Raw genomic sequence first — 21,754 nt, 5'->3', positions numbered from 1 at the left:
GTTATGCGATCCGAAGCCTTTCAGTCCACTTTCGACCGTAGTTCACCTGAGGTTTGAGCATGAATTGAACGATCCGCGTCATGAACGCCCCTCGTTCCGCGGCTGCCTGCGGAAGGGCCTCGGCATCGCCGACCGGGAGCTCAAGGAGCTGAAGAAGGACCTGGGCGTCGGCTGACCCCGCTACTCCCGCGGAAGGACCGGCAGCAGTTCCGGGAGGTGTCCGTCCGACGCCCTCGCCGTGCGCTGCCGCTCCTCGGGCACGTCGCCGTAGAGGGTCGTCCGGGGCTTCGCCGGGCGGCCCGCCGCCTCGGCGATGGCCTCGAGGTCCTGGATCGAGCGGTAGGAGCCGTAACTCGACCCGGCCATGCGGGAGATCGTCTCCTCCATCAGGGTCCCGCCGAGGTCGTTGGCGCCCGAGCGGAGCATCTCGGCGGCGCCCTCGGTGCCGAGCTTCACCCAGCTGGTCTGGATGTTCGGGATGTGCGGGTGGAGGAGGAGGCGGGCCATCGCGATGACCGCGCGGTTGTCGCGGGCGGTCGGGCCCGGGCGGGCGATGCCGGCGAGGTAGACCGGCGCGTTCGTGTGGATGAAGGGCAGCGTCACGAACTCGGTGAAGCCGCCCGTCTCCTGCTGGATGCGGGAGAGGGTGCGGAAGTGGCCCAGCCAGTGGCGGGGCTGGTCCACATGCCCGTACATCATCGTCGAGGAGGAGCGGATGCCCAGCTCGTGGGCGGTGGTGACGACCTCGATCCAGGTGGCGGTGGGCAGTTTGCCCTTGGTGAGGACCCAGCGGACCTCGTCGTCGAGGATCTCGGCGGCGGTGCCGGGAATCGAGTCGAGTCCGGCCTCCTTGGCGGCGGTGAGCCACTCGCGGATGGACAGGCCGGTGCGGGTGGCGCCGTTGACGACCTCCATCGGGGAGAAGGCGTGGACGTGCATGCCGGGGACGCGCTCCTTCACCGCGCGGGCGATGTCGAAGTAGGCGGTGCCGGGCAGGTCGGGGTGGATCCCGCCCTGCATGCAGACCTCGACGGCGCCGACGTCCCAGGCCTGGGCGGCGCGGTCGGCGACCTGGTCCAGGGAGAGGGTGTAGGCGTCGGCGTCGGTGCGGCGCTGGGCGAAGGCGCAGAAGCGGCAGCCGGTGTAGCAGACGTTGGTGAAGTTGATGTTCCGGGTGACGATGTAGGTCACCTCGTCGCCGACGGTGGACCTGCGGACGTCGTCGGCGATCCGGGTCAGCGCGTCGAGCGCGGGCCCGTCGGCGTGCAGCAGGGCGAGCGCCTGCGCGTCGCTGAGCCCGGTCGGGTCGTCGGCGGCGACGGCGAGGGCCTCGCGGACGTCGGCGTCGACGCGCTCGGGGACCATGCCGGGGGCGGCGGCCTCGCGCAGGGCGTCCCAGTCCCCGTAGACCTCGTCGAAGTCCTCGCGGCGGTCGTGGGTGCGGCCGGTGGTGTCGATCGTGCGGTGCAGATCGGTGCGGCCGGCGGCGGTGAACGCCTCGTCCGGCTCCTGCCACGGCAGACCCCGCACCGGCGCGTCCGGGTTCGCGAGACCGGTCTCCGGGTCGGCCAGGGCCCGCACGTGCGGCAGCAGCCGGGGGTCCAGCCACGGCTCGCCGCGGGTGACGAACTCCGGGTAGACGCAGAGCCGTTCGCGCAGCTCGAAACCGGCCGCGGCGGACCGGGCGGCCAGCTCCTCGATGCGGGGCCAGGGCCGCTCGGGGTTGACGTGGTCGATGGTGAGCGGCGAGACGCCGCCCCAGTCGTCGATCCCTGCGGCGATCAGCCGCTCGTACGCGGAGTCGACGAGGTTCGGCGGCGCCTGGAGGCAGGCGGAGGGGCCCATGATGAGCCGGGCGACGGCGACGGTGGCGACCAGGTCGTCCAGCTCCGCGTCCGGCATCCCGCGCATCGCCGTGTCCGGCTTGGCGCGGAAGTTCTGGATGATCAGCTCCTGCACCGAGTGGTACGCCCGCGCCACCCGCCGGAGCGCGAACAGGGACTCGGCCCGCTCCTCAAGGGTCTCGCCGATGCCGAGGAGGAGGCCGGAGGTGAAGGGGACGGAGGAGCGGCCGGCGTCCTCCAGGACCCGCAGCCGCACCGCGGGCTCCTTGTCCGGCGAGCCGTAGTGCGGACCGCCGGGCTCGGACCACAGGCGGGTCGCGGTCGTCTCCAGCATCATCCCCATCGACGGCGCCACCGGCTTGAGGCGCTGGAAGTCGGTCCAGGACAGCACCCCGGGATTCAGGTGGGGCAGCAGTCCGGTCTCCTCCAGGATCCGGATGGCCATGGCCCGGACGTAGGCGAGGGTGTCGTCGTAGCCGTGCGCGTCGAGCCACTCGCGGGCCTCGGGCCACCGGTCCTCCGGCTTGTCGCCCAGCGTGATCAGGGCTTCCTTGCAGCCCAGTTCCGCACCCCGGCGGGCGATCTCCAGGACCTCGTCGGGGGACATGAACATCCCGTGCCCGTCCCTGCGCAGCTTGCCGGGGACGGTCACGAACGTGCAGTAGTGGCACTTGTCCCGGCACAACCGGGTCAGCGGTATGAACACGCTCTTCGAGTACGTGATGACCCCCGGCCGCCCCGCGGCCTCCAGGCCCGCGTCGCGGACCCGCCCCGCCGAGGCCACCAGGTCCGCCAGATCCCCGCCCCGCGCCCGCAGCAGCACGGCCGCCTCGCCGACATCGAGGGCGACCCCGTCCCGCGCCCGCTTCAGAGCACGGCGCATCGCGTTCGCGGAGGGGCGGGCTTCCTGGTCATCCGTCATGGACCGAGCATACGAGCGGGTGCCGGGAGCGGGCTTCGGGTCCCCGCAGGAAGCGGCGGATCCGGCCACCCGGCCGTCCGTCTCCCCGCCCACCGCCCGGCGCTACGGCGCTCAGAGGTACTCGGCGTAGGCGTCCAGGACGCGCAGGACCTCCGCCTCGCCCTCGGGCGGGAGCTGGAGGACGACCTCCTGGCACCCCAGCTCCGCGTAGTGGTCGAGCTTGCCCCTGGTCGGGAGGACCGCGTACGGGACGACCTCCAGGGCCTTCGGGTCGCGGCCCGCCTCCTCCCACGCCTCCCTGAGGACCGGCAGCGCCTCGGTCAGGCCACGGCCGCCGATCGGCATCCAGCCGTCCGTCTGCGCGGCGATCTGCGCGAAGAGCTTCGGGCCCGCCGCACCGCCCAGCAGGATGCGGGGCGCGCCGCCCGCGGGCTTCGGCCAGGCCTCCGAGGGGCGGACGGAGTGGCCGAACGCGCCGTCGTACGCGGTCGGTTCCGGAGCCCAGAGGGCGCGCATCAGGTCGAGGCGGTCGCGGCCGAGCTCCCGGCGGGTCGACCACTCGACGCCGTGGTCGGCGGCCTCCTCCTTGTTCCAGCCGAAGCCGAGACCGAGGGTGAAGCGGCCCCCGGAGAGGTGGTCGAGGGTCGCGATCTGCTTCGCGAGGGCGATCGGGTCGTGCTCGGTGATCAGCGTGATGCCGGTGCCGAGCGCCAGGCGCTCGGTGACGGCCGCGGCCTGGCCGAGGGCCACGAGCGGGTCGAGGGTGCGGCCGTACTCGCGGGGCAGTTCGCCGCCCGCCGGGTAGTCGGTGTCCCGGGCCACGGGGATGTGGGTGTGCTCGGGGAGGTAGAGCCCGCCGAACCCGCGCTGTTCGAGTTCGCGCGCGAGCCGCACGGGGGCGATGGTCTCGTCGGTCAGGAAGATCGTGGTCGAGATCCGCATAGCGGCACGGTAGGGGGTGCGGCGTGGATTTCCGAGGGGTACGACGCATCCGTGTGCCGCACGGGCCGAACGGGCGCGGGCACGCGCCCCGTACGCGCACGGGCGGGGCGGAAATACCCGGGCGGGGGTCGGGCGGCGGGGCCTAGCGTGTGGCCGTGCTGAAGCGAATCGAGACGTATTACGACGCCGTTCCCCGTTCCGCCGCCCGCGCCGAGGAGTTCGGGCCCCTGACCCTGTTCGTGCGGGAGGGGCCCGGCTGGCCGTACTACGCGCGGCCCTCCCTCGGGTACGAGGGGGAGGTGACCGTCGCCGACGTGGACCGGGTGCGGGCGCGGCAGCGGGAGCTGGGGGCGCCCGAGGCGTTCGAGTGGGTGGCGGAGACGACGCCGGGGCTGCGGGCGGCCGTGGAGGCGAGCGGGCTCGCCGTGCACGAGCATCCGCTGATGGTCCTGGAGGGCGAGGCGCTGCCGGTGGCCGGGCCCGAGGGCGTCACCGTGCGGATGGTCGGGGCGCGCGATCCGTTCCTGGCGAGCGCGGTCGCCGCGCCGTACGCGGCGTTCGGAGCCGAGCCGGGGCCGGAGGTGGCGGGCCAGGTCGCGGACCGGATCACGGCGGGTCTGACGCATCTGTCGGCCGCGCTGGACGACACCGGCACCGCGCTCTCGGCCGGGCAGCACCAGCCGGTCGGGGGCGTCTCCGAGGTCGTCGGCGTCGGCACCGTCCCGGCGGCCCGGCGCCGGGGCCTCGGGCTCGCGGTGACGGCGGCCCTGGTGGCCGACGCCCGGTCCCGGGGCGTGGACCTGGTGTTCCTGTCGGCCTCGGACGGGGACGTGGCGAGGCTCTACGGGCGGCTCGGCTTCCGCACGGTGGCGACCGCGCTCATCGCGGAGGCGTGACGCGGGGCGTCGGACGGCGCCGCGGACCGGTCGCGGCCGGGGCCCGGCGGCGGGCTCGTAACCGGATCGCCGTCGTCCGCGTTGGTGCGGGCATGAAGAAGATGCTCACCGCAGTCGCCCTGACCTGTTTCGCCGCGTCCGGCGGCCTCGCCGCCGCCGGGACCGCCGCCGCCGACGCGAGCCTGCCGTCGGTGGTGCCGCTCAGCGGCGTCCTGACCCCGAAGGCCAAGCCGGCCGGTACGCCCGACCTGCCGCCGGCGAACGCGGCGGTGGAGCGCCTGCTCCCCGGACGCTGAGCGGGCGGAGGGAAGGACGAAGGTGGCGGGACCCCCCACGGGCCCGCCACCTTCGCGTTCGAATGCCTCAGGAGGGCCGCACCGGGCTCAGTCGGCGACGACCAGCGACGGGGTCTCCTTCGTCAGGACCTCGCCCCGGAAGAAGGCGGGGCTGCGGCGCTGCATGACCAGCATGATCACCACGCCGATGAGCAGCAGGCCGACGCCGATCACGAAGACCGAGCCGACGCCGAAGACCGCGGAGCCGGAGCCGTAGGCCGGGTCCCACATGTCGTAGAGGGTCTTGCCGAAGACGGCGGTGAGCATGAGCCCGCCGAGGAGCGGCATCAGGCCCTTGTAGGCGAAGTCCCGGCCGGAGCGGAAGAGCTCGCCGCGGAAGTACCAGACGCAGGCGAAGGCCGTGAGCGCGTAGTAGAAGCAGATCATCAGGCCGAGCGCGTAGATGGTGTCGACCAGGACGTTCTCGCTGAGCAGGGTCATCACGGTGTAGAAGGCGCCGGTGGCGACTCCGGCGACGATCGTGGCCTTGCCGGGGGTCTTGAAGATCGGGTGGACCTTGGTGAAGGACTTCGGCAGGGCCTCGTAGGTGGCCATGGCGAGCACCGTGCGGGCGACCGGGATGAACGTCGTCTGGAGGCTGGCGGCGGCCGAGGCGAGGACCGCGACGAAGAGCAGCACGCCGAGCGTGGGGCCCATGACCGGGCCGGCGAGCGCGGCGAAGACGTTGTCGGAGGTCTCCGGGTTGGCGAGGCCGAGGCCCTTCTCGCCGGAGCCGACGACCATCTGGGCGGCGATGCCGGTGGCCAGGTAGGAGCCGACCAGGACGACCATCGCGATGAGCGCGGCGCGGCCGGGGGTCTTGGCGCTGCCGGTGGTCTCCTCGTTGGTCGCCATGCAGGCGTCCCAGCCCCAGTACATGAAGATCGAGAGCGAGAGGCCGGCGGTGAAGGCCGCGAAGGACTGGACCGCGAAGGGGTTCATCCAGGACCAGGAGAAGTCGACCGAGGTCTCGAAGGAGCCGGCCTTCGTCAGGGCCATGCCCACGAAGACGGCGAGGACGACGAGCTGGAGGCCGACGAGGGTGTACTGGACGCCCTTGGTGGCGGTCATGCCGCGGTAGCTGATCGCGGTGGCCGCGGCGATGAGGGCCAGGCAGGTGACGATGTGGACGGCCTTGTTGTCGTCCAGGGCGGCGATGGACCCGCTGCCGCTGATCTCACCGGCGAGGAGCCAGAAGTAGGAGGTCGCGACGCCCGCCAGGTTGGAGAGGACGATGATCGTCGCGATGACGAGGCCCCAGCCGCACATCCAGCCGATCCTGGGCCCGAAGGCCTTCACGGTCCAGGTGAACGAGGTGCCGCAGTCGGGCATGACCCGGTTGAGCTCCCGGTACGCGAAGGCGACGAGGAGCATCGGGAGGAAGCCGGCGAGGAAGATCGCGGGCATCTGCAGGCCGACCTCGCCGGCGGTGGAGCCGAGCGTCGAGGTCAGGCAGTAGACCGGGGCGACGGTCGAGATGCCGATGACGGCGCTGCCGAGGAGGCCGACGGAGTTCCCGCCGAGCCCTTTGGTGCGGACGCCGTTGGCATCGGCCGCGCCGTCGCCGCCACCCGGAGCGTTGACGCCCCTTACCGTGTCTCCGGCCTGGGGCCGCGCATCCACCTGAGTCATGAACAGGACGTTAAGTGCTGCGGTTTCCATATCCGGAGGATCTGAATCCGCGCACTCGATCGATCACCGCCTTGCATTGCCCGGGTCGAAGCGGCCGCATGCCAATGATTGAAAGATCGACCACCGGCACGGACCGACCAACTGGTAGGTCGGTCGGTCCGTGTCCGATATGCGGGAACCGCAGCTCGGTCCGAAATGTCCGTTTGGAAATTTTCCCGAGGAATTTTCGCGGGCGCCGTCAGCCCGGCCACACCACCGCCTGCAGCTCGCTGTAGGCGTGCAGCGCGTACGAGCCCACGTCCCGTCCGACCCCGCTCCGCTTGAATCCGCCGAACGGCGCCTCCATGTTCCGTCCGATCGTGTTCACGCCCACCCCGCCGGCCCGCAGCCGGGCCGCGATCCGGAAGGCGCGGGCCACGTCGCCCGACCACACGTAGTCGAGCAGCCCGTAGTCGCTGTCGTTGGCGAGCGCGATCCCCTCCTCCTCGTCGTCGAAGGGGACCACCACCACGACCGGCCCGAAGATCTCCTCCCGCACCACCCGCATCTCGTTCGTGCAGTCGGCGAGCAGCGTCGGGGCCACGTAGAAGCCCTTCGGGAGGTCCGGCCGCTCGCCGCCCGCGACGACCCGCGCCCCCTCCTTCCGGCCCAGCTCCACGTACGCCTCCACCCGGTCGCGGTGGGCCGCCGAGATCACCGGGCCGACGATCGTGCCCCGCTCCGCCGGGTCCCCCACCGTCATGAACGCCAGATAGCCGGTGAGCTTCTCGACCAGCCGCTCGTAGATCCCGCGCTGGGCGAGCACCCGGGTCGGGGCCGTGCAGATCTGCCCGCTGTAGAAGGAGAAGGTCGTCCCGATGCCCAGCACCGCCGAGTCGAGGTCGGCGTCGTCGAGGACGAGCGCGGCGCCCTTGCCGCCCAGCTCCATCAGCTGCCGCTTGAGCGTGCGGCCGCAGACCTCGCCGATCGCCTGCCCCACCGCCGTGGAACCGGTGAACGACACCATGTCGACGTCCGGCGAGTCCACGGCCGCCTGCCCCGCCTCCACCGAGGAGCCGGTGACCACGTTGACGACGCCCGCCGGGACGCCCGCCTCCTCCAGCGCCCGGGTCATCGCGTACACGGAGAGCGGATCCTGCGGGGCGGGCTTCACCAGGACCGTGTTGCCCATGGCGAGCGCGGGGGCGACCTTGCCCGCCGGGTTGGCCCAGGGGTTGTTGTACGAGGTGATGCAGGTGACGACGCCGACCGGGCGGCGCACCGCGACCGCGCCGAACACCCCGGCCTTCCCCATCGGGCCGGCCTCGTTGATCTGCGGGGGCAGCGCCTGCTCGACCGGTTCCATCGCCCCGCGGGCGTACCGCCGGAACCGGGCGGCGCCGACGGCCACCTGCATGCCGCGCGCGGTGCCGGTGGTGGCGCCGGTCTCGGCGCGGGCCAGGAGCGTGTTCGCCTCGGCGTCCCTCGCCATCAGGTCGGCGGCCCGGTCGAGGATCGCCGCCCGCTCCTCCGGTCTGGTCCGGGACCAGGAGGCGAAGGCCTCGCGGGCCGCGGCGGCCGCGTCGTACACCTGGGCCCGGGAGGCCTCCGGGGCGAGCCCGACGACCTCCTCGGTGGCCGGGTCGACCACCTCGTAGTGCCCGCCGGCCGGCTCGACCCACTCCCCGCCGATGAAGAGCCTCTGGTTCACCTGGTCGCCACCGTCCTCGTGTCGCGGCCCGAGCGCAGCACCTTCCCCGGTACCGCGCCGGTCACCTCGTCGTCCCGCACCGTCTCCACGCCGTTGACCCGCACCGACACGATCCCTACGGCCCGCGAGTCGAGCCGCGGGCTGTCCCCCGGCAGGTCGTGCACGAGCGTCGCGGGTCCGGCGTCGATCCGCTCCGGGTCGAAGAGGACCAGGTCGGCGTGGAAGCCCTCGGCGATCCGGCCCCGCTCGCGGAGCCCGAAGAGCCGCGCCGGGTCGTCGGTCAGCATCCGCACGGCCCGCTCCAGCGGCACGAGCCTCCGGCCGCGCAGGCAGTCGCCGAGGAACCGGGTCGTGTAGGGCGCTCCGCACATCCGGTCCAGGTGGGCGCCCGCGTCCGAGCCGCCGAGCAGCACGTCCTCGTGGTCCCAGGTCTCGCGGCGCAGCGCCCAGGAGGCCGGGTCGTTGTCGCTGGGCATCGGCCACAGGACCGTCCGGAGCCCGTCGTTGGCGCAGATCTCGACGAGGCACTCGAAGGCGTCCTGGCCGCGCTCGGCCGCGATGTCGTCGACGACGCGGCCGGTGAGGCCCTCGTTCCCGGGGCTGTAGGTGTCCCCGATGACGTACCGCCCGAAGTGGGCGAGGCGCCGGAAGACCCCGGCCTCCTTGGAGTCGGCCCGCCGCAGCATCCCGGCCCGTACCTCCGGGTCGCGGAGCTTCGCGATCCGCTCGGGGACGGGAAGCCCGAGGATCTCGCCCCAGCCGGGGATGAGGTTGAGGGCGCAGAAGGTCCCGAGGGACATGTTCATCGGGGTCAGGATCGGCATGGTGAGGGCGACGATCCGGCCGCCGGACTTCCGGGCCCGCTCGGAGGCGGTGAGCTGGCGCGGGACCCGTTCGGGGACGGCGGCGTCGATGGTGAGGACGTTCCAGTTGAGCGGGCGTCCCGCGGCGGCGGTCATCTCGACGAACAGTTCGATCTCGTCGTCGGAGAACTGGTCGAGGCAGCCGGCCAGGATCGCTTCGAGCTGGGTGCCCTCGTGCTCGCCGACGGCGCGGGAGAGCGCGATGAGCTCCTCGGGGCCGGCGTGCCGGGAGGCGACGGGGGCGCCGTCGCCGTCGGAGTGGGTGGCCGACTGGGTGGTGGAGAGCCCCCAGGCGCCGGCCTCCATGGCCTCCTTGAGCAGGGCGACCATGTGCGCCAGCTGCTCGGGGGTGGGCTGTCCACCGACGGCGTCGGCGCCCATCACGTACCGGCGCAGGGCGCAGTGGCCGACCATGAAGCCGGCGTTGACGGCGATCCGCCCGTCGAGGGCGTCGAGGTACTCGGCGAACGACGACCAGGACCAGTCGACGCCCTCCTCCAGGGCCTTCAGGGCCATCCCCTCGACCTTGGACATCATGCGGCGCGTGTAGTCGGCGTCCTCGGGCCGGTCCGGGTGGAGCGGGGCGAGGGTGAAACCGCAGTTGCCGCCGGCGACGGTGGTGACGCCGTGGTTCATGGACGGGGTGGCGTACGGGTCCCAGAACAGCTGGGCGTCGTAGTGGGTGTGCGGGTCGACGAAGCCGGGCGTGAGGACGAGACCGGTGGCGTCCTCGGTGGTCCGGGCCTCCTCGCGGACGGTGCCGGGCTCGGCGACGACGGCGATCCGGCCGTCGCGGATGCCGACGTCGGCGGTGCGGGCGGGGGCGCCGGTGCCGTCCACGACGGTGGCGCCCGTGATCAGGTGGTCGAGCATGACGGTCCCTTTCTGGACGCGGACACGGGTGTGCCCCGGACCGGGGGCCGCCGCGGAACGGCCTCCGGCCGGGGCCGGTACGGGGCGGCGGTCCGGGAAGACACCGCCCCGCGCTCGTCGTGCACCGCCCGCCGGCGCGGGGCCCTCAGGCGCCGGCGGACTGACGGAAGCGGGTCGTGCGGTGGACCGGGTCCGTGTCGATCTTCGGGATCACGTGCTCGCCGATCAGCCTGATCGAGTTCATCGTGTCCTCGTACGAGATCCCGATCGGCAGCCCGAAGGAGAGCTGGTCCGCCCCGGCCTGCTCCCACCGCTTGCACTGGGCCAGCACCTCCGAGGGGTCGCCGCAGATCATCAGCTCCTCCTGGATGAGGAGTTCGATGATCTCGGCGGAGTACTCGGGGAGGAGCTCCGGCCACTCGGGGATGCCCTCGGGCCGCGGGAAGGTGTCGTGGTAGCGGAAGAGCAGCGACTGGAGGTAGTTCAGACCGCCGCCGACGGCGATCTCGACCGCCTTGTCGTGCGTCTCGGCGCAGATCGCGGTCGAGGTCACCATGACGTTGTCGTTGACGAAGTCGCCGACGGCCTTGGCCTCCTTGATGGCCGTCTTGTAGGAGTCGAGGACCCACTCCATGTCGGAGACCTTCTGCACGCTGAAGCCCAGGACGCCGAGGCCCTTCCTGCCGGCCATGGCGTACGAGGGCGGGGAGCCGGCGGCGTACCACATGGCGGGGTGGGACTTCCCGTACGGCTTCGGCAGGACCTTGCGGGGCGGCAGCGACCAGTGTTTGCCCTGGAAGCCGACGTACTCGTCCTGGAGCCACATCTTGGGGAACTCGGCGATCGTCTCCTCCCACAGCTCCTTCGTGTGGTTCATGTCGGTGATGCCCGGCATGAACCCGAGGATCTCGTGGGAGCCCGCGCCCCGGCCGGAGCCGAACTCGAAGCGTCCGCCGGAGAGGTGGTCGAGCATGGCGACCTTCTCGGCGACCTTCACCGGGTGGTTGACGGGGGCGAGGGGGTTGAAGATGCCGGAGCCGAGGTGGATCCGGTCGGTGGCGTGGGCGAGGTAGCCCAGGTAGACGTCGTTGGCGGAGAGGTGCGAGTACTCCTCCAGGAAGTGGTGCTCCGAGGCCCAGGCGTACTTGAAGCCCGACCTGTCCGCCTGGATGACGTACTCGGTCTCCTCCATGAGGGCCTTGTGCTCGGCTTCGGGATCGGTCTCGGCGCGCTTGCCGACGTATCCCTGTACGAAGATCCCGAATTCCAAGGGGGTTCACCGTCCTCGTAAGTTTCTGACGAGTCGTCAGATCTGCGATGTGCCCGACTGTCGCACCGAGCGCCATGGGCGTCAATACCTGACGAGTCGTCAGAACAGACTGACCCCGGCCAGCCAGCCGCCGTCGATCACGAACGGCTGGCCCGTGATGTACGCCGAGTCGTCCCCGGTCAGGAACAGCGCCAGGGCCGCCACCTCGTCCGGGCGCCCGATCCGTCCGAGCGGCACGAGCCTGCGGTACAGCGCGGCGGTGGCGGCCGGGTCCACGCCCTCCGGGTTGCTCATGGGCGTGTCGATGGCGCCGGGGCAGACCGCGTTCACCCGGATCCCCTTCCCGGCCAGTTCGAGCGCGGCCACCCGGGTCAGCCCGAGGACGGCGTGCTTGGAGGCCGCGTACGCCCCTACCCCGGCCATCCCCGTCAGGCCGGTGTACGAGGCCGTGTTGACGATCGTCCCGCCGCCGGCCGCGGCGATCTCGGGGGCGACGGCGCGGATGCCGAGGAAGCATCCCGTCTGGTTGACGGAGACGATCGCCTGGAACTCCTCCAGCGGGGTGGCGAGCAACTCGCGGAAGCGGAGGATGCCGGCGTTGTTGACGAGCCCGTCGATCTTCCCGAAGCGCTCCCTGGCGACGGCCACGGCCGCGGCCCAGTCCTCCTCCCTGGTCACGTCCAGGCGGACGGCGACCGCCCGCTCCTTCCCCAGCTCCTCGGCCAGCGCGGCGGCGGCCTCGTCGAGCACGTCCGCGAGGACGACCCTGGCCCCCTCCGCGGCGAACAGCCTGACCTCCTGCTCCCCCTGCCCGCGCGCCGCGCCGGTGACGAGGACGACCCGCCCGTCGAGTGAGCCCATGTCGACACCCCTAGAGATGAGGGGCGACCTCCGTGCCGAAGGCCGCCATCTGGTCGATGAGTTCGGTACGGCTCCGGGACCGGAACCTGACCTGGATCTGGTGCACGCCCATCTCCCCGTACGCGCGCAGGGAGGCGGCGATCTCCTCCGGGGTGCCGCTCAGGGTGCGGCGGCCGACGGGCCAGCCGGGCGTGCCGACGTACAGCGGCTCGGCGATCGCGCCGACGGTGATCGGCTCCGCGATCCCGGCCTCGGCGCGGAGCCGCAGGAGTCTCCGGATCTGCTCGGCGAGCCTTTCGCGCGGGTCGCCCTGCGGCAGCCAGCCGTCTCCCTTGAGGGCGGCGCGGCGCACGGCGGCCGGGGACGACCCGCCGACCCAGAGCGGGACGCGCTCCTGCGCGGGCCGGGGCAGCTGCCCGAGGTCCTTGAAGGCGAACCGCTCCCCCAGGTGCTCCGGGTACTCCTCGGGCCCGAGCGCGGCCCGGAGGGCGTCCATGGTCTCGTCGAGGACGGCGCCCCGGCGGGCGAAGTCCACGCCGAGCGCCTCGAACTCCTCCTGGACGTGTCCGGCGCCGACCCCGAGCACCAGGCGGCCGCCGGAGAGGTGGTCGAGCGTCGCGTACGCCTTGGCTGTGGCGAGCGGATGGCGCAGCGCGACGACGGCCACGTGCGAGAGCAGCCGGACCCGCTCGGTCGCGGCGGCGAGGAAGGAGAGCGTGGCGACGGGGTCGTACCAGACGGTGCTCATGGCCTCGGCGAGCCGGCGCGGGATGGCGACGTGCTCGCAGCCCGCGAGGTAGTCGAACCCGTGCTCCTCGGCGGCGCGGGCGACGGCGAGGAGGTCGGCGGGCCCGGCGCCCGCCTCCCAGGGCTCGGCGTAGATCACGCTCTGCGACTGGACCGGCAGCTGCATCCCGTAGACCACCACGGCAACCCCCTCGAAGCCCGGGCACCCGGCCCGTATCTGACGGATCGTCACTTCATCGAGCAGGGCCCATGCTCGTACCTGACGACCCATCAGGCAAGGGGTGGGGAGGTCCCGGGCGCACACGGGCGCCCCCGCCCGGGCAGCGGGGAGCTGCCCGGGCGGGGGCGGATCGCGGCGCCGTCGGGCGCCGGGGACCGACGGAGGCCGTCAGGCGCCGTCGGTCGCGCCGGACGCCCTCGCGTGGCGCACCAGGGCGGAGGCGGCCAGGCAGACGATGCCCACGGCACTCAGGAGCGCCAGGGCCTTCGCCCAGGCGAACGTCGTGCCGAGGCTGTCGCCCAGCAGGTCTGCCGTGCGCGCGCTCTCGACCCCGTGGACCGCGATGACGAAGACGGCGGCGCCCGCGGCGGCGGCCCAGGCGATCAGGGTGTCCCTGGCCGCGAGCCAGACCGCGCACGCCAGGCAGAGCACCGAGACGACCGCGGAGAGCGCCTGCGCGTCGCCGCCCGAGCGCAGGCCCGCGAGGTCGGTCGGCAGATGGATCAGACCGCAGGCGAACAGCGCGAGCGCGGCGGGCCAGCGCAGTACGGAGCGCAGCCCGGGCGTGGCGACGTGACTGCCGGGGCCCGCCGCGAGCGCGCCGTCCAGGGTGGACCTGCGTCCCTTGGCGGCGCCCCGGTCCCGCTTCCGCTCGGCGGGTGCGGTCCCGGCCGGGTCGGCCGCGCGGCCTGCCGGGCGGCCTGCCGGGCGGCCTGCCGGGCGGCCGACCCGGCCGGGTGCGGCGTCCGGGCCGCCCCCGGCGTCGCCGCCCACGGCGGGCCGCCGGTCGCCGCTGTCGGAGCCGAGGATGCCCACCAGCCGGACCACGTCCTCGACGGGCCGGCCGACCGCGGCGGCGCGCAGGGTGGTCTCGGCCTCGTGGAGGTCGTACCCGGAGGCGTTGAGCAGCACGAGCAGCTCGCGCACCTCGTCCAGCGGACGGGTGACGGCCGCGGCGCGGAGTGCCACGTCGGCGGGGCTGGAGAGCTCGCCGGTCTCCTGGAGGCGGGCCACCAGGGCGGCCACCTCCTCCACCGGCCGCTCGGTCGCCGCGGTCCGCAGGAGCGTGTGCACCGCTTCGTCGCCGGACTCCTCGGCGGCCGACGGTTCGGCGGTCGGCTCCTCGGCGGTCGGCCGGTCGGCACCAGGCTCCTCGGCGGTCGGCCGGTCGGCGACCGGCGGTTCGGCTGCCGGCTTCTCGTCGGTCGAATGCTCGGCGGTCGACCGGTCGGCGCCGGGCCGTTCCGTCTGCGGGGCGTGCGGGGCGGCCGGCGCCCCGGTCACCGGCGGAACGGCCGTCGCGACGGTGGACCTCGTCGCCTCGAAGGGGGCCGCGGGGGACGTCGTCACGAACGCGGCCTGCGGGGCCTCCGAGGACTTCGAGGGCTTCGAAGCGTCGGAGGAGGCGGTGTCGGCCGGGGCGGCGGGCCGGGGCTCCGCCGGGCGGTCGTGGCGGGGAGGTGCGTCGAGCGTGGGGGGCGAGGAGACAACCGGCTCGCGGGACGGACCCGGGCGGGGTGCTGCGGTCGGTCCTATGTCGTCGGGTTCCATGTCGTCGTCCGCGGGATGAAGGTGCGGGAGGGGGTGGGGGGTCATGTCACAGGCTCCGTTCGTGGACACCCCGGAGGGACGCCCACTGGCTGTCTCGTGATGTGCAAGAAGCGCACACTTGATTACTATTTGCGCGCACTCGTCGACCCTCCGCCATCAGGGGGGCGTCCCACTGGGCCGTCCGGGCGACACGACGGCCGGGCTCCCCCCCCGCTGCGGGGGGAAAGCCCGGCCGCGGGGGAAACGCCGCCGGCGGTGAAGCCCGGCCGCGGGGAGGCCCGGCCGCGTTCGCCGGACTACGGCCGCCAGAGGCCGTCCGGCGTCAGGCCCAGCAGGTCGATCGCGTTGCCGCGGACGATCCGCTCGACGACGTCCGGTGCCAGGTGCCCCATCTGCGCCTCGCCGACCTCCCTCGACTTGGGCCAGGTGGAGTCCGAGTGCGGGTAGTCCGTCTCGTAGAGGACGTTCCCGGCCCCGATCGCGTCGAGGTTCCGCAGGCCGAAGGCGTCGTCGAAGAAGCAGCCGTAGACATGCTCGGCGAACAGCTCCGACGGCGGGCGCAGCACCTTGTCGGCGACCCCGCCCCAGCCCCGGTTCTCCTCCCACACCACGTCGGCGCGCTCCAGGATGTACGGGATCCAGCCGATCTGCCCCTCCGCGTACATGATCCGCAGGCCGGGGAAGCGCTCGAACTTGCCGCTCATCAGCCAGTCGACCATCGAGAAGCAGCAGTTGGCGAAGGTGATGGTGGAGCCCACGGCCGGCGGGGCGTCGGCCGAGGTCGACGGCATCCGGCTGGACGAGCCGATGTGCATGGCGATGACGGTGCCCGTCTCGTCGCACGCGCGGAAGAAGGGGTCCCAGTGGTCGGTGTGCACCGAGGGGAGTCCGAGGTGCGGCGGGATCTCGGAGAACGCGACGGCCCGCACCCCCCGGGCGGCGTTGCGGCGCACCTCGGCGGCGGCGAGCTCCGGGTCCCAGAGCGGGATGAGGGTGAGCGGGATGAGCCGCCCGCGGGCCTCGGGGCCGCACCACTCCTCCACCATCCAGTCGTTGTACGCCCGGACGCAGAGCAGGCCCAGCTCGCGGTCGCTCGCCTCGGTGAAGGTCTGCCCGCAGAAGCGGGGGAAGGTCGGGAAGCAGAGCGCGGACTGGACGTGGTTGACGTCCATGTCGGCGAGCCGCTCGGGCACGGAGTGGGAGCCGGGCCGCATCTGCTCGTAGGTGATGACCTCGAGCCGTATCTCGTCGCGGTCGTAGCCGACGGCGGTGTCGAGGCGGGTGAGGGGCCGGTGCAGGTCCTCGTAGACCCACCAGTCGCCGATCGGGCCGTCGTCCCCCTTCGCGCCCATGACGGGGGCGAACTTCCCGCCCAGGAAGGTCATTTCCTTGAGCGGGGCGCGGACGATCCGGGGTCCGGTGTCGCGGTGGCGGGACGGGAGCCGGTCCCGCCAGACGTGCGGGGGCTCCACGGTGTGGTCGTCCACCGAGATGATCTTCGGGAAGGTCTCCATGGCCTTCACGGTAGCGCTGATCTGACGACCCGTCAGCTAGCCTGCGGGGAATCGGCGGCCCGACGCGCCCCCCGCGGCCGCGTCACGGCCCGGACTACGGCCGACCCGATGCTGACGGAGCCCCTCCGGACAAGGCAGACTGTCCAGGGCGAAACAAGCGTTGGCGGTACGGGCAGGGGGAGCTATGGACCGTGAGAACGGGCCGCGGATCCCGGCGCAACGGGCTCCGAGGACGGGCGCGGACGCCGGCACGGAACGGAACCCCGAGGTGGGCGGCGACGGAACGACGGGCGGGGCGGCCCCGGCCGCCGCGGACCGGACCGGGGCCGGGAGCGACGCCCCCGGCCCGACCGCGGGCCCGCCGCCCGGCCCGACCGCGCCGACGGACACCGGCCCCGCCGCCGGACCCCTCCGGTTCGCCGTGCTCGGGCCCGTACGCGCCTGGCGGAACGGCGAACCGGTGCCCACCGGCTCCCCCCAGCAGCGGGCCCTGCTCGCCGCACTGCTCCTCCGCGGCGGACGCACCGCCACCGCCTCCGAACTCATCGACGCCCTCTGGGGCGAGGAGTCGCCCTCGCAGGCCCTCGCGGCCGTCCGGACGTACGCCTCCCGGCTCCGCAAGGCCCTCGGCGCCGAGGTCCTCGTCAGCGAGTCCGGCGGCTACGCCCTGCGCACCCCGGCCGCCTCCCTCGACGCCGACACCGCCCAGGAACTCGGCGCCGAGGCGGAGAAGCTGCGGGCCGCAGGGGACCGCGCGGGAGCCCGCGACCGGCTCGCCGAGGCCCTGGACCTGTGGAACGGCGAGGTGCTGGCCTCCGTGCCCGGGCCGTACGCCGACACCCAGCGGACCCGGCTGGAGGAATGGCGGCTCACCCTCCTGGAGACCCGGCTCGACATCGACCTGGAGGTCGGCGCGCACGCGGAGGCCGTGTCCGAGCTGACCGCGCTCACCGCCGCGCACCCCCTGCGGGAGCGGCTCCGCGAACTGCTGATGCTCGCCCTCTACCGCAGCGGACGGCAGGCCGAGGCGCTCGCCGTGTACGCGGACACCCGGCGGCTGCTCGCCGACGAGCTGGGCGTCGACCCCACACCCGAACTCTCCCGGCTCCAGCAGCGCATCCTCCAGGCCGACGCCGAACTCGCCCGCCCGATGGAGGAGTCCGCGCCGGCCGCCCCGCCCGTCGCCCGGCCCGCGCAGCTCCCCGCGACGGTCCCGGACTTCACCGGCCGCGCCCCCTTCGTACGGGAGCTGGGCGCCCGGCTCGCCACCGCCGAGGGGCACGTCATGGCGGTGTCGGCGCTGGCCGGCATCGGCGGGGTCGGCAAGACGACGCTGGCCGTGCACGTCGCGCACGAGGCGCGGCCGCACTTCCCGGACGGGCAGCTGTACGTGGACCTCCAGGGGGCCGGCTCCCGCGCCGCCGCGCCCGAGACGGTCCTGGGGTCCTTCCTGCGCGCCCTCGGCACGCCCGACTCGGCCATCCCGGACTCCCTCGACGACCGGGCGGCGCTGTACCGCTCGACCCTCGACGGGCGGCGGGTCCTGGTCCTCCTGGACAACGCCCGGGACGCGGCCCAGATCCGCCCGCTGCTGCCGGGCACGGCGGGCTGCGCGGCCCTGGTGACGAGCCGCATCCGGATGGTCGACCTGGCCGGGGCGCACCTGGTGGACCTGGACGTGATGTCCCCGGAGGAGGCGCTCCAGCTCTTCACCCGGATCGTCGGCGCGGAGCGGGTCCAGGCGGAGCGGGAGGCGGCGCTGGACGTCGTGGCGGCCTGCGGCTTCCTGCCGCTGGCCATCCGCATCGCCGCGTCCCGCCTGGCGGCGCGGCGCACCTGGACGGTCTCGGTGCTGGCGGCGAAGCTCGCCGACGAGCGGCGCCGGCTCGACGAGCTCCAGGCGGGGGACCTCGCGGTCAAGGCCACCTTCGAACTCGGCTACGGGCAGCTGGAGCCGGCCCAGGCCCGCGCGTTCCGGCTGCTCGGCCTGGCGGACGGCCCGGACATCTCGTTGGCGGCGGCCGCGGCGGTCCTGGACCGGCCGCTCTGGGACACCGAGGACCTCCTGGAGGCCCTGGTCGACACGTCCCTCCTGGAGTCGGCGGCGCCGGGCCGCTACCGCTACCACGACCTGGTGCGGCTCTACGCGCGCGCGTGCGCGGACCGCGACGAGCAGCCGCCGTCGGAGAAGGACGCGGCGCTCTCCCGGCTCCTGGACTTCTACCTGTCGACGGCGGCGCGGGTGTACGCGATCGAGCGGCCCGGCGACCGCCTGGTCGACCACCTGGAGCCCACGGCGTACGAGGGGCTGTCCTTCACCGACCGCCACGAGGCACAGGACTGGCTCTACGCGGAGGCGAACTGCCTCCTGGCCTGCGTCCGCCAGTCGGCCGCGTCCCCGACGGCGCTGCGCCGGGGGGTGGACCTGCTGTGGGCGTCGCTGGACCTCGGGGAGTCGGGCGCGAACTCCCGGGAGTTCGAGGCGACCGGCGTCGTCGTCCGTGACGCGGCCCGCAGCCACGCCGACGCCAGGGCCGAGGGCCGCGCGCTCATGGTCCTGGCGGGGGTGCACCACACGGCGGGCCGCTTCGCGGAGGCGGACCGGGACGCCGAACTCGCCCTGCCGCACGCGGACGGGGCCGGGGATCCGCTGCCGGCCTGCTGGTCCGCCAACGCACGGGGCATCATCGCGCTCTACCAGAACCGCTTCGCGGAGGGCGAGCAGTACCTCACCCAGGCGATCGAGCGGTTCCGTGACATCGGGGACCAGCCGGGGGAGGCGAGCGCCCTCTGCAACCTGTCGCGCATCCACCTGGCCATGGGGCGGACTCCGAGCGCGATAGCCCTCGCACGCCAGGGAACCGAGATCTACGACGCGATGGGGCACGCGCTCCGGGGCGCCAACGGTCGGTACGCCCTCGGGCTCGCCCTCACCCAGGACGACCAGCTGGCGGCGGCGACCGAACAGCTCCGCGAGGCGCTGGCGGTCTTCGCCGACAGCAGGCAGCGGCTGTGGGAGGGCATGACGCTCTTCCGGCTGTCCGAGGTGGACCTCGCCGCGCGCCGGCACGCGCAGGCCGCGTCGAACGCCGAGATGGCCCTCACGGTGCTGCGCGGCATCGGGGGCGAGTGGCGGCGGGGCAACGTCCTCACCGTCCTGGGCCGAGCCCTCTTCGGCATCGGCCAGAGCGGCCGGGCGCTGGTCTGCTGGCAGGAGGCACTCGGCATCTTCGACGCCCTCGGGGCCCCGGAGGCCGCCGAGGTGCGAGCGCTGCTGACGCCCGCGACGGCCGCGTAGCCCTGTCGGGCCTGGGCGTTCATCGTTCGTTTATCGCCACCCGGCATGCTCTTCCTCATGACGATCCGCCGCGTCGGGGGGCAGGCGGGTCGCCGATGAGGGCCACTGCCCCTGAGTACTAGGGTGATCGGCCCCCGGAGATTCGCCCAGCTGTCCACGGGGGAACGGCTGGGCGGATCTCCCCCATCTCGGACATCACACGCAGGAGTTGACGAGCATGACCGACCCGATCAAGCAGGAACCGCTCATCACCACCAAGGACATGCACGCCACGTCCGAACCGGCCGTCGGCGCGATCACCGAGAAGATCACCGGTGGTCACGACGAGTCCATCGCCACCAAGGACATGCACGCCACGTCCGAACCGGCCATCGACGCGATCACCGAGAAGATCACGGGCGGTCACGACGAGTCCATCGCCACCAAGGACATGCACGCCACGTCCGAACCGGCCAAGTAGACCACTCCCGACGGGGAGAGGCCGCGGCGGCGACTTCGGGGGAGCCGCCGGGGCCCGAGGGCCGGTCGACGGGGGAGCACACGGGCCCGGGGGACGCCCGGGACGGGACCAGGGGGGATCCGTCCGGGCAGGACCCGTGCGCAACGCGATCGGACCACCGCAGAAGAGGGGCCGGGCATCCGCCCGGCCCCTCCGGCGTGCGCGGGCCGGCACCGGGCGGTCCGCCTCCCGAGGCCCCTTTTCTCGGCCCCGCCCCCTCGGCCCCGTCCCCGGCTCTCAGCACCGTGCCCTCAGCTCACCCTTCACCACCTTCCCGCTCGCGTTCCTCGGCAGTTCGGTCACGAACTCGACCTGCCTCGGCACCTTGAAGTTCGCCATCTCCCGCCGTGACCAGGCGATCAGGTCGTCCGCGGTGACCCGGGCGCCCGGCCTGCGGACCGCGAACGCCTTGCCGACCTCGCCGAGCCTCGGGTCCGGGACGCCGATGACGGCGACGTCCGCGATGTCCGGGTGGAGGCCCAGGAGCTGTTCGATCTCGGCCGGGTAGGCGTTGAAGCCGCCCACGATGAACATGTCCTTGAGGCGGTCGGTGATCCGCAGGTTGCCGGCCTCGTCGAGGACCCCGATGTCGCCGGTGTGCAGCCAGCCGTCCTCGTCGACCGCCGCCGCGGTCTCGGCCTCGTCCTCGAAGTAGCCGCTCATCACGTGGTGGCCGCGGACCAGGACCTCGCCCGTCGGGGAGACGCGGACCTCGGTGCCGGGGATCGCGCGCCCCGAGGTGGTGGCCACCGTCTCCGCCGGGTCCTCGCGGCGGCACATGGTGACGATGCCGCTCGCCTCGGAGAGGCCGTACGCCGTGAGGACCGTGCCGACGCCGAGTTCGCCGCGGAGGCGTTCGACCAGCCGGAGGGGGATCACGGCCGCGCCCGTCACGACGAGGCGGAGGGTGGAGAGGTCGTGTCCGCCGCGCGCCGGGTGGTCCAGGAGGGACTGGTGGAGGGTGGGGGGTCCGGGGAGGACGGTGATGCGTTCGGCGGCGATGTTCGCGAGGACGGTGTCGACGGTGAAGACGGACTGGGGGACGATCACCGCGCCCCGCATCAGGCAGGCGAGGATCCCGGCCTTGTAGCCGAAGGTGTGGAAGAAGGGGTTGACCACGAGGTAGCGGTCGCCCTCGCGCAGGCCCGCCAGTTCGGACCAGATCGCGTAGCAGCGCAGGCTCTGGGCGTGGCTGATGACGGCGCCCTTGGGGCGGCCGGTGGTGCCGGAGGTGTAGACGATGTCGGAGGGAGCCGCGGGGTCGAGGGCGGCGGCCCGGGCGCGCACCCGCTCCGCCGGGACGGCGTCGCCCTCCGCGAGGAACTCCTTCCAGGTGGTCCACTCCTCGGGCGCGGTGTCGCCGAGGACCACGACCGTCTCCAGGTCGGGGAGCGCGACCCCGGAGCGGCGCAGGGAGGCCACGTAGGAGGTGCCGAGGAAGGTGCCGGTGACGAAGAGCAGGCGGGCGCGGGAGCGCTGGAGGACGAAGGCGGCCTCGGTGCCCTTGAAGCGGGTGTTGAGCGGGACGAGGACGGCGCCGGCGGTGACGGCGCCGAGTGCGGAGACGATCCAGTCGAGGGTGTTGGGGGCCCAGATCGCGACCCGGTCCCCCGTGCGTATGCCGGTGGCGAGGCAGGCGGCCGCGGCCCGTTCGACGCGTGCGCCGAGTTCGGCGTAGCTGATCCGGTTGCGGCCGTCGACGACGGCCTCCCGTGCGCCGTACCGCTCGGCGGCCGCTCGGACGAGACCGGGGATCGTGCCCCACTCCAGGTCGCCGCGCATGTCCATACCCAACCT

15 protein-coding genes are annotated in these 21,754 nt (G+C 73.4%); 4 read left to right on the top strand and 11 right to left on the bottom strand.

What is annotated here, in order from left to right; translation table 11 throughout:
- Positions 1 to 180 precede the first annotated feature (180 nt).
- Together ACY0MR_RS21355 and ACY0MR_RS21350 are read right to left on the bottom strand one after the other, a co-directional pair.
- Positions 181 to 2,766, bottom strand: a complete 2,586-nt coding sequence (locus ACY0MR_RS21355; RefSeq protein ID WP_404085246.1) for a bifunctional FO biosynthesis protein CofGH — start codon at positions 2,764 to 2,766, stop codon at positions 181 to 183.
- A gap of 111 nt (positions 2,767 to 2,877) precedes the next feature.
- A complete protein-coding gene (locus ACY0MR_RS21350) occupies positions 2,878 to 3,708 on the bottom strand; it encodes an LLM class F420-dependent oxidoreductase (RefSeq protein WP_451059694.1) in 831 nt (276 codons plus the stop codon).
- 155 nt (positions 3,709 to 3,863) lie between these two features.
- Between ACY0MR_RS21350 and ACY0MR_RS21345 the strand changes: the two genes are divergently transcribed.
- Positions 3,864 to 4,604, top strand: a complete 741-nt coding sequence (locus ACY0MR_RS21345) for a GNAT family N-acetyltransferase (protein ID WP_388806623.1) — start codon at positions 3,864 to 3,866, stop codon at positions 4,602 to 4,604.
- Between the two features lie 92 nt (positions 4,605 to 4,696).
- On the top strand, positions 4,697 to 4,900 hold the full coding sequence (locus tag ACY0MR_RS21340; protein ID WP_361854174.1) for a hypothetical protein: 204 nt from the start codon (positions 4,697 to 4,699) through the stop codon (positions 4,898 to 4,900).
- 87 nt (positions 4,901 to 4,987) lie between these two features.
- On the opposite strand, the gene ACY0MR_RS21335 is transcribed toward ACY0MR_RS21340, so the two are convergent.
- The 8 genes from ACY0MR_RS21335 to ACY0MR_RS21300 form a co-directional block, all read right to left on the bottom strand.
- Positions 4,988 to 6,571: an APC family permease gene (locus tag ACY0MR_RS21335; protein ID WP_451059696.1), complete on the bottom strand. Its 1,584-nt coding sequence runs from the start codon at positions 6,569 to 6,571 to the stop codon at positions 4,988 to 4,990.
- 238 nt (positions 6,572 to 6,809) lie between these two features.
- A complete protein-coding gene (locus tag ACY0MR_RS21330) occupies positions 6,810 to 8,261 on the bottom strand; it encodes an aldehyde dehydrogenase family protein (RefSeq protein ID WP_473554722.1) in 1,452 nt (483 codons plus the stop codon).
- Entirely contained in the window at positions 8,258 to 9,997 is a 1,740-nt protein-coding gene (locus ACY0MR_RS21325; protein WP_473554720.1) for an N-acyl-D-amino-acid deacylase family protein, read from the bottom strand. Before ACY0MR_RS21325 ends, ACY0MR_RS21330 begins: the two co-directional genes overlap by 4 nt.
- 145 nt (positions 9,998 to 10,142) lie before the next feature.
- Positions 10,143 to 11,267, bottom strand: a complete 1,125-nt coding sequence (locus ACY0MR_RS21320) for an LLM class flavin-dependent oxidoreductase (protein WP_392866138.1) — start codon at positions 11,265 to 11,267, stop codon at positions 10,143 to 10,145.
- A gap of 99 nt (positions 11,268 to 11,366) precedes the next feature.
- Positions 11,367 to 12,128 carry an SDR family NAD(P)-dependent oxidoreductase gene (locus tag ACY0MR_RS21315; RefSeq protein WP_473554716.1) on the bottom strand — a complete coding sequence of 254 codons (762 nt, stop codon included), beginning with the start codon at positions 12,126 to 12,128 and terminating at the stop codon, positions 11,367 to 11,369.
- A 10-nt stretch (positions 12,129 to 12,138) separates the two neighbouring features.
- Positions 12,139 to 13,056 (bottom strand): LLM class F420-dependent oxidoreductase, encoded by a 918-nt coding sequence (locus ACY0MR_RS21310; RefSeq protein WP_388806635.1) that lies wholly within the window; start codon positions 13,054 to 13,056, stop codon positions 12,139 to 12,141.
- 207 nt (positions 13,057 to 13,263) lie between these two features.
- Positions 13,264 to 14,691 carry a hypothetical protein gene (locus ACY0MR_RS21305; protein ID WP_473554714.1) on the bottom strand — a complete coding sequence of 476 codons (1,428 nt, stop codon included), beginning with the start codon at positions 14,689 to 14,691 and terminating at the stop codon, positions 13,264 to 13,266.
- Between the two features lie 251 nt (positions 14,692 to 14,942).
- Positions 14,943 to 16,160: an amidohydrolase family protein gene (locus ACY0MR_RS21300; protein WP_388806639.1), complete on the bottom strand. Its 1,218-nt coding sequence runs from the start codon at positions 16,158 to 16,160 to the stop codon at positions 14,943 to 14,945.
- Between the two features lie 184 nt (positions 16,161 to 16,344).
- On the opposite strand from ACY0MR_RS21300, the gene afsR reads away from it, so the two are divergent.
- On the top strand, positions 16,345 to 19,458 hold the full coding sequence (afsR, locus tag ACY0MR_RS21295; RefSeq protein WP_473554711.1) for an SARP-family global regulator AfsR: 3,114 nt from the start codon (positions 16,345 to 16,347) through the stop codon (positions 19,456 to 19,458).
- 217 nt (positions 19,459 to 19,675) lie between these two features.
- On the top strand, positions 19,676 to 19,918 hold the full coding sequence (locus ACY0MR_RS21290) for a hypothetical protein (RefSeq protein WP_361857758.1): 243 nt from the start codon (positions 19,676 to 19,678) through the stop codon (positions 19,916 to 19,918).
- Between the two features lie 276 nt (positions 19,919 to 20,194).
- On the opposite strand, the gene ACY0MR_RS21285 is transcribed toward ACY0MR_RS21290, so the two are convergent.
- Positions 20,195 to 21,739, bottom strand: coding sequence for a FadD3 family acyl-CoA ligase (locus ACY0MR_RS21285; protein ID WP_404085349.1), 1,545 nt, complete (start codon positions 21,737 to 21,739; stop codon positions 20,195 to 20,197).
- Positions 21,740 to 21,754 lie beyond the last annotated feature (15 nt).

The sequence above is a fragment of the Streptomyces sp. JN8 genome, assembly GCF_055808075.1.
The sequence above is the reverse complement of the archived record's forward strand: the minus strand, read 5'-3'. Positions and strand labels throughout refer to the sequence as shown.